The sequence below is a fragment of the Cloacibacillus sp. genome, assembly GCF_020860125.1.
Taxonomy (GTDB): domain Bacteria; phylum Synergistota; class Synergistia; order Synergistales; family Synergistaceae; genus Cloacibacillus.
The window spans coordinates 1-5,866 of record NZ_JAJBUX010000117.1; the positions used below are offsets into that span (position 1 = coordinate 1).

Here is a 5,866-nt window from a genome sequence, read left to right on the forward strand (position 1 = left end):
GGCGAAAGTAAATGTGATATGCCGCTGTGAAGAGATAGAGATCGACGAGATCCGCGAGTGGATTGCGCGCGGTTACGACACCTTTGACGAGCTTAAGAGAGAGCTCCGCGTCGGCATGGGACCATGCCAGGGACGCGGATGCCGCGACATCATCCTGCGCGAGATCTCGAAAGCCACCGGCAAACCCGTATCGGAGATCGCCCCAGGAACGATGAGACCCCCCGTAAAGCCGATAAAGCTCAGCCTCCTTGCTGAGGACTGCGAATAGGAGGTGCAGAAGATGGATTTCCCGAAAACAGCTGATGTCGTCATCATCGGCGGCGGCGTCGTAGGAACCGCCACCGCGTATTACCTTGCAAAATCAGGAAGAAAGAATGTCGTTCTGCTCGAAAAGAATACCGTCTGCTCCGGCTCCACGGGCCGCTGCGGCGCCGGTATCCGCGCGCAGTGGGGCCTTGAGCTCAACTGCCGCATGGCTCTCGCCTGCCTCGACACCTTCGAGCAGCTCGACGAAGAACTCGGACTGCCCACCGGCCTCAATCAGGGCGGATACCTGCTCGTCGCCTACAAAGAGAAGGAATGGGAGCAGTTCAAGAAAAACGTCGAGCTCCAGCACTCCCTCGGCATCATGACCGAGGCCTTCACGGACGTCAAACGCGCGCAGGAGATCTGCCCCGGCGTAGCGGTCGACGACGCGCTGGGCTTCACCTACTACAGCAGGGACGGCCACGCCGACCCCTTCCTTACGACCTTCGCCTTCCAGGAGGCGGCAAAACGCCACGAAGCGAAGTTCTGCAAATTCACCGAAGTGACCGGCCTCAAAACCGAGGGCGGCAAGATCAAGGCCGTTGAGACCAACCACGGCACCATTGAGTGCGGCAGCGTCATCAACTGCGCCGGCGCCTGGGCGCAGGATATCGCGGCAATGGCCGGCATCAAGCTCCCGAACTGGGCCGAGCGCCACGAGATCCTCATCACGGAACCGGTGGACCCGGGCGTATGCCCGCCGATGCTCATGAGCTTCAGCGGAAACTACTACATCCAGCAGCGTCCCCACGGCTCGATCATCGCCGGTGAGAGCCCCGCGCACGAACCGCTTCTCGGATACACCTCAACGGTACATTCGGTGGCAAGCATCGCGCGCACCATCATCAAGCTGCTGCCGCGGGCGAAGAACATCCGCGTCGTGCGCCAGTGGGCCGGCTACTACGACATGACCCCGGACGCCGCCTCGATACTCGGCGAGACCGACGTGAAGAACTTCTGGCACGCGACGGGCTTCTCCGGCCACGGATTCATGCTCGGACCGGTCGCGGGACAGGTCATGACGGCGCTCCTCAACGGAGACAAGCCGCCTATCGACCCCACGATCATGGACTACAGAAGATTTGAGCGCGGCGAAAAGATCGTTGAGCCGAACGTCGTTTAACATCTCTGTCTCTCATTTCCCCTATATGAAAACGGCCGCCCCCTGCGGCCGTTTTTTTGTTATAAACTACTAAGCGGCCTTAGGTATTTTTATAATATATTTCTCCGCCGTCTGATTTATATTACCGTAAGTAAAGATACAAAGGAGAAATGCTGTAATGTGGTACGTCAACATGGTGCTCTGGCTCGGAACGATATTCGGTTTTTTCAGCTGGGCGCTCTTCCGAATATATAAGGCGGAAAAACTTAAAAAGGTGGAAAAAACGGAGCGTACAGCGGCAAGGCCGGCAGGGCACAGATAGCCGGCGGCCCCGCAAAACGCGGCGCGGCCCCTCTTAGCGGGGAGCCGCGCCCATCGTATATTTACCTTTAGCCGCCGCGAGTCCTATATCCCGCGCTCGATCGTATCCTCGCGGCTGACGCCGACGCCGATGAGGAGGATCGGGGTCTTTACGCGCTCCTCGATGAAGCGCACATAGTCCCGCGCCTCCTTGGGCAGCTCCTCGAAGCGGCGGCAGCGTGAAATATCGCTCTTCCAGCCGGGCAGCGTCTCATAGACCGGCTTCGCCTTCGCGAGCTCGGCGCAGCTGCTCGGGAAGTGTCCGCGTATCTTTCCGTCTATCTCGTAGGCGGTGCAGATCTTTATCTCGTCAAAGCCGTCGAGGACGTCGAGCTTCGTGAGGGCGATGCCGTCCAGGCCGTTCACCTTCACCGCGTAATCCACGGCCACGAGGTCGCACCAGCCGCAGCGGCGCGGGCGGCCCGTCGTAGCGCCGAACTCGCCGCCCTTTGAGCGCAGCAGTTCGCCGGTCGCTCCGAGCTCCTCCGTCGGGAAGGGGCCCTCTCCGACGCGGGTGCAGTAGGCCTTGGTGACGCCGATCACGCGGTCGATGCGCGAGGGGCCGATGCCCGCGCCCATGCAGGCGCCGCCGGCGCAGGGGCTCGAGCTGGTGACGAAGGGATATGTCCCGTAGTCGACATCAAGCAGCGTCGCCTGCGCGCCCTCAAAGAGAATATTCTCTCCCGCGCATGCGGCCCTGTCTATCTCAAGGAACGATTCTCCCAGCATCGGCGCGAGACGCTCGCCCCACTTGAGGGCCTTCGCGTACATCTCCGCAAAGTCGAGAGGCTCGGCGCCGTATATCTTCGTGAGAATGTCGTTCTTTATTTTGAGCGTGCGTGACAGCTTGTCGCGCAGGATATCGGGGTTGACCAGGTCCTCGGCGCGGATGCCGATGCGTTCATACTTATCCGCGTAGCAGGGGCCGATGCCGCGTCCGGTGGTGCCGATCTTGGTCCCCTCGCAGCGCTCCCCCTCGGCGAGCCTGTCAATGAGCTTGTGGTAGGGCATGACGATGTGCGTGCCGTGGCTCACGACGAGACGCGCCAGCCTCTTGCCGCGCGCCGCGAGGCCGTCAAGCTCCTCAAAGAGCGTCTCGGGGTCCATCACGACGCCGTTTCCTATCACACAGGTCTTACCGGGATAGAGTATGCCGGAGGGCAGAAGGTGGAATACATACTTCTCATTGTCGACGACGACGGTGTGACCCGCGTTCGCGCCGCCCTGATAGCGGACGATGACCCCCGCCTGCGCGGCGAGCACGTCGACCACGCGGCCCTTGCCCTCGTCTCCCCACTGTACTCCCAGAACAATATCTGTGCGACCTTTCATTGAAAACACCTCTTTAACAGATTGCCAATAGTTTTACTTCTTAACATTCTTTTCAAAAACCTCGTTATTGTATCCTCTGATGTTGAGATTATCAAGAGGTTTTATCGGAAATTTTGCGTACTTTCAGAAGTATCTTCGCGCGCCGCGTCATCTTCTTTATCGAAGCCTCACGCGACATCGCCTCCTCCTTCGTCTCAAAGCTCTCATAATAAAAGAGCTCGACGGGCAGGCGCGGGCGCGTGTACTTCGCCCCCTTCCCCGCGTTGTGGGCCTTCAGCCGCCTCTCCAGGTCGTTAGTCCAGCCGGTATAGAGGGTGCCGTCGGCGCAGCGCAGTATATAGGTATAGGCGCTCATATTGAAAAGGTGCCGGGGGCGTCTCTCTCGAACCGGTGATGGCCGGGCCCGTCATGGAAGAGGTAGTAGAAGAAATCCCAGAGCCCCTCTTCGTCAAACTCATAAAAGAAATCGCAGCAGCCGGAGAGCAGCCAGTAGGACAGGCCGGTGAAGGCGGAGAAATGCGCCGCGAACTCCGCGCCGCTTCCCGCGGAGAGATAATCCCGCGCCTGCTCAAGCAGCGGAACGCCGCTCTCGCCGAAGATGGCCCCCCCGACAAAGGGAACGCCGACGAACAGCACGGCGGTGAGAACCATAAGGATCACAACTTTTTTATCTATCATCATTATCGCCCCACAAAAAGAAGAACAGGCGGAAGAGCTCCGCCTGTCTTCTGGTTCTTTCGTTTATTTACTCGACGGTGACGCTCTTTGCGAGGTTTCGCGGCATATCGATGTCACAGCCGCGCTGCCGCGCGATATAGTAGGCGAAGAGCTGGAGCGGGATGATCGCGATGAAGGGGAAGAGCTCCGGCTCCGTCTCGGGCGTAAAGATGACGTGCTTCGTATAGTGCCCGATCTCCCCGTCGCCTTCGGTGGCGATCGCGATGATCGGAGACTTGCGCGCCATCGATTCCTCAATGTTGGAGATGGTCTTCTCCCAGAGGGCGTTCTTCGGGACAAGGGCAACCACCGGCAGCTCCTTGTCCAGCAGCGCGATCGGCCCGTGCTTCATCTCGCCCGCGGGATAGGCCTCCGCGTGGAGATAGGATATCTCCTTCAGCTTCAGCGCACCCTCAAGCGCAGGCGGATAGGCGAGGCCGCGTCCGATGAAGAAGAAGCCGCGCGCGTCCGCGAAATCGCGGGCCAGCGCCTCGATCTCCTTCTCCTTGGAAAGCATCGTCGCAAGCTTGCCGGGAATATCCATCAGCGCCGCGGTGAGCCGTCTCTCCGTATCGGGCTTCAGATCGCCGCGCAGCTTCGCGAGATAGAGGCCGAGCAGCGTCAGTACCGTCATCTGCGCGGTGAAGGTCTTCGTCGCCGCGACGCCGATCTCCGGGCCGGCGGGGGTGATCAGCGCCTCTCCCACCTCGCGGTGGATCGTCGAGCCGCGTACATTCGTGATCACCAGACACTTCGCGCCGTGCTCCTTCGCGAGACGCGCCGCGTGCAGCGTGTCCGCCGTCTCTCCCGACTGAGAGACGAACACCGCCAGCGTCTCCTCGTCGATCGGGATATTCCGGTACCTGTACTCCGAGGCCACCTCGGTGCGTATCTCAAAATTGCCGAGCGTCTCCATAATATGCGCCGCGACGACCGTCGCGTAATGTGAGGTGCCGCAGGCGACAAAGTGGATCTTCCGCCACTTCGTCGCGTCCTCCTTCGTCCAGCCAAGCTCCTTGCTGAGATCGACGCTCTCGCCCGCTACGCGCCCCAGCAGCGTATGCGCCACAACCTCGGGCTGCTCGTGGATCTCCTTGAGCATGAAGTGCGGGTAAGCGCCGCGGTTCGTCATCGCCGCGTCCCAATCGAGGTGCATCGACTCCTTCGGATGTTCCGCGCCGTTGAAGTCAAAGAACTTGCAGCCCTCTTTCGTTATCTGCGCCATCTCATCGTCGTCCATAAACCAGACGTCGCGCGTATATTCCAGCAGCGCCGTAGGGTCGGAGGCGCAGAAGCCCTCGTTCTCCGCGTGGCCCACGACCAGCGGCGAGCCCTTGCGGGCCACCCATATCTCGTTCGGCTTGTCATAGAACATGATGACGAGCGCGAAGGCGCCGCGGATGCGCTTCGTCAGCTTTACGATCGCCGCCTTCGGGTCCCCGGCGTAGACATAGCCGAGGTACTGCACGGCGGATTCCGTATCCGTCTCCGTGTGGAACTTTATCCCGTGCGCCTCAAGGTCGGCGCGTATCTCGCGCGCGTTTTCGATGATGCCGTTATGCACCAGCACCACGCGGTTATCGCTTGAGACATGGGGATGGGCGTTGTTCTCCGTCACGCCGCCGTGGGTCGCCCAGCGGGTGTGGCCGATGCCGAAATCGCCCGTGAAATGTTCCTTCGCGACCCTCTCCGCAAGCGCGGAGACCCTGCCGATCGTGCGGAGCTCCGATATTTTATTATCTTTGATAACGGCTATGCCTGCCGAATCATAGCCGCGGTATTCATGCTTCGCGAGACCCTCGAGTATTACCTTCGTCGTATCCCTGTCTCCGATATAGCCCATGATTCCGCACATTTATCCATCATCCTTTCGCCAACTGCTAAGCACTATCTATTTTACAATATTTTCACAGTAAATATTGAAATAATGGCGGATAAAAATAAAATATAACCCCGCTGATCCCGCGCCCTATCCTTACATAACCCGCGCCGAAATATTTTTGCATGAAATAATTTGCACTTTCAGTATTATTACTGTATGATGAAATT

7 protein-coding genes are annotated in these 5,866 nt (G+C 59.4%); 3 read left to right on the forward strand and 4 right to left on the reverse strand.

Features of this window, described 5'->3' with window-relative positions; translation table 11 throughout:
* The first annotated feature begins 13 nt into the window (after window positions 1–13).
* The 3 genes from LIO98_RS14260 (at window position 14) to LIO98_RS14270 (ending at window position 1,730) form a co-directional block, all read left to right on the forward strand.
* Window positions 14–268 carry a (2Fe-2S)-binding protein gene (locus tag LIO98_RS14260; protein ID WP_276804255.1) on the forward strand — a complete coding sequence of 85 codons (255 nt, stop codon included), beginning with the start codon at window positions 14–16 and terminating at the stop codon, window positions 266–268.
* Window positions 269–280: 12 nt separating this feature from the next.
* Entirely contained in the window at window positions 281–1,429 is a 1,149-nt protein-coding gene (locus LIO98_RS14265; protein WP_291958652.1) for an FAD-binding oxidoreductase, read from the forward strand.
* Between the two features lie 157 nt (window positions 1,430–1,586).
* On the forward strand, window positions 1,587–1,730 hold the full coding sequence (locus LIO98_RS14270; RefSeq protein ID WP_291958654.1) for a hypothetical protein: 144 nt from the start codon (window positions 1,587–1,589) through the stop codon (window positions 1,728–1,730).
* An 83-nt stretch (window positions 1,731–1,813) separates the two neighbouring features.
* Here the strand turns inward: LIO98_RS14270 and LIO98_RS14275 are convergent, their stop codons facing one another.
* The 4 genes from LIO98_RS14275 to glmS form a co-directional block, all read right to left on the reverse strand.
* Entirely contained in the window at window positions 1,814–3,100 is a 1,287-nt protein-coding gene (locus LIO98_RS14275) for an adenylosuccinate synthase (protein WP_291958657.1), read from the reverse strand.
* A gap of 91 nt (window positions 3,101–3,191) precedes the next feature.
* Window positions 3,192–3,455, reverse strand: coding sequence for a GIY-YIG nuclease family protein (locus tag LIO98_RS14280; protein ID WP_066742624.1), 264 nt, complete (start codon window positions 3,453–3,455; stop codon window positions 3,192–3,194).
* The gene (locus tag LIO98_RS14285; RefSeq protein ID WP_291958661.1) at window positions 3,452–3,778 is read right to left on the reverse strand and encodes a hypothetical protein; all 327 of its coding nucleotides are present in this window, start codon (window positions 3,776–3,778) and stop codon (window positions 3,452–3,454) included. The genes LIO98_RS14280 and LIO98_RS14285 overlap by 4 nt, the downstream gene beginning before the upstream one ends.
* 67 nt (window positions 3,779–3,845) lie before the next feature.
* Window positions 3,846–5,672: a glutamine--fructose-6-phosphate transaminase (isomerizing) gene (glmS, locus tag LIO98_RS14290; protein WP_291958665.1), complete on the reverse strand. Its 1,827-nt coding sequence runs from the start codon at window positions 5,670–5,672 to the stop codon at window positions 3,846–3,848.
* Between the last annotated feature and the right edge of the window lie 194 nt (window positions 5,673–5,866).

What these genes read in the sequence shown, in the direction of transcription:
- LIO98_RS14265 (WP_291958652.1), top strand. Translation starts at nt 281, where the DNA reads ATGGATTTCCCGAAAACAGCTGATGTCGTCATCATCGGCGGCGGCGTC.
- LIO98_RS14270 (WP_291958654.1), top strand. Translation starts at nt 1,587, where the DNA reads ATGTGGTACGTCAACATGGTGCTCTGGCTCGGAACGATATTCGGTTTT.
- LIO98_RS14275 (WP_291958657.1), bottom strand. Translation starts at nt 3,100, where the DNA reads ATGAAAGGTCGCACAGATATTGTTCTGGGAGTACAGTGGGGAGACGAG.
- LIO98_RS14280 (WP_066742624.1), bottom strand. Translation starts at nt 3,455, where the DNA reads ATGAGCGCCTATACCTATATACTGCGCTGCGCCGACGGCACCCTCTAT.
- LIO98_RS14285 (WP_291958661.1), bottom strand. Translation starts at nt 3,778, where the DNA reads ATGATAGATAAAAAAGTTGTGATCCTTATGGTTCTCACCGCCGTGCTG.
- glmS (WP_291958665.1), bottom strand. Translation starts at nt 5,672, where the DNA reads ATGTGCGGAATCATGGGCTATATCGGAGACAGGGATACGACGAAGGTA.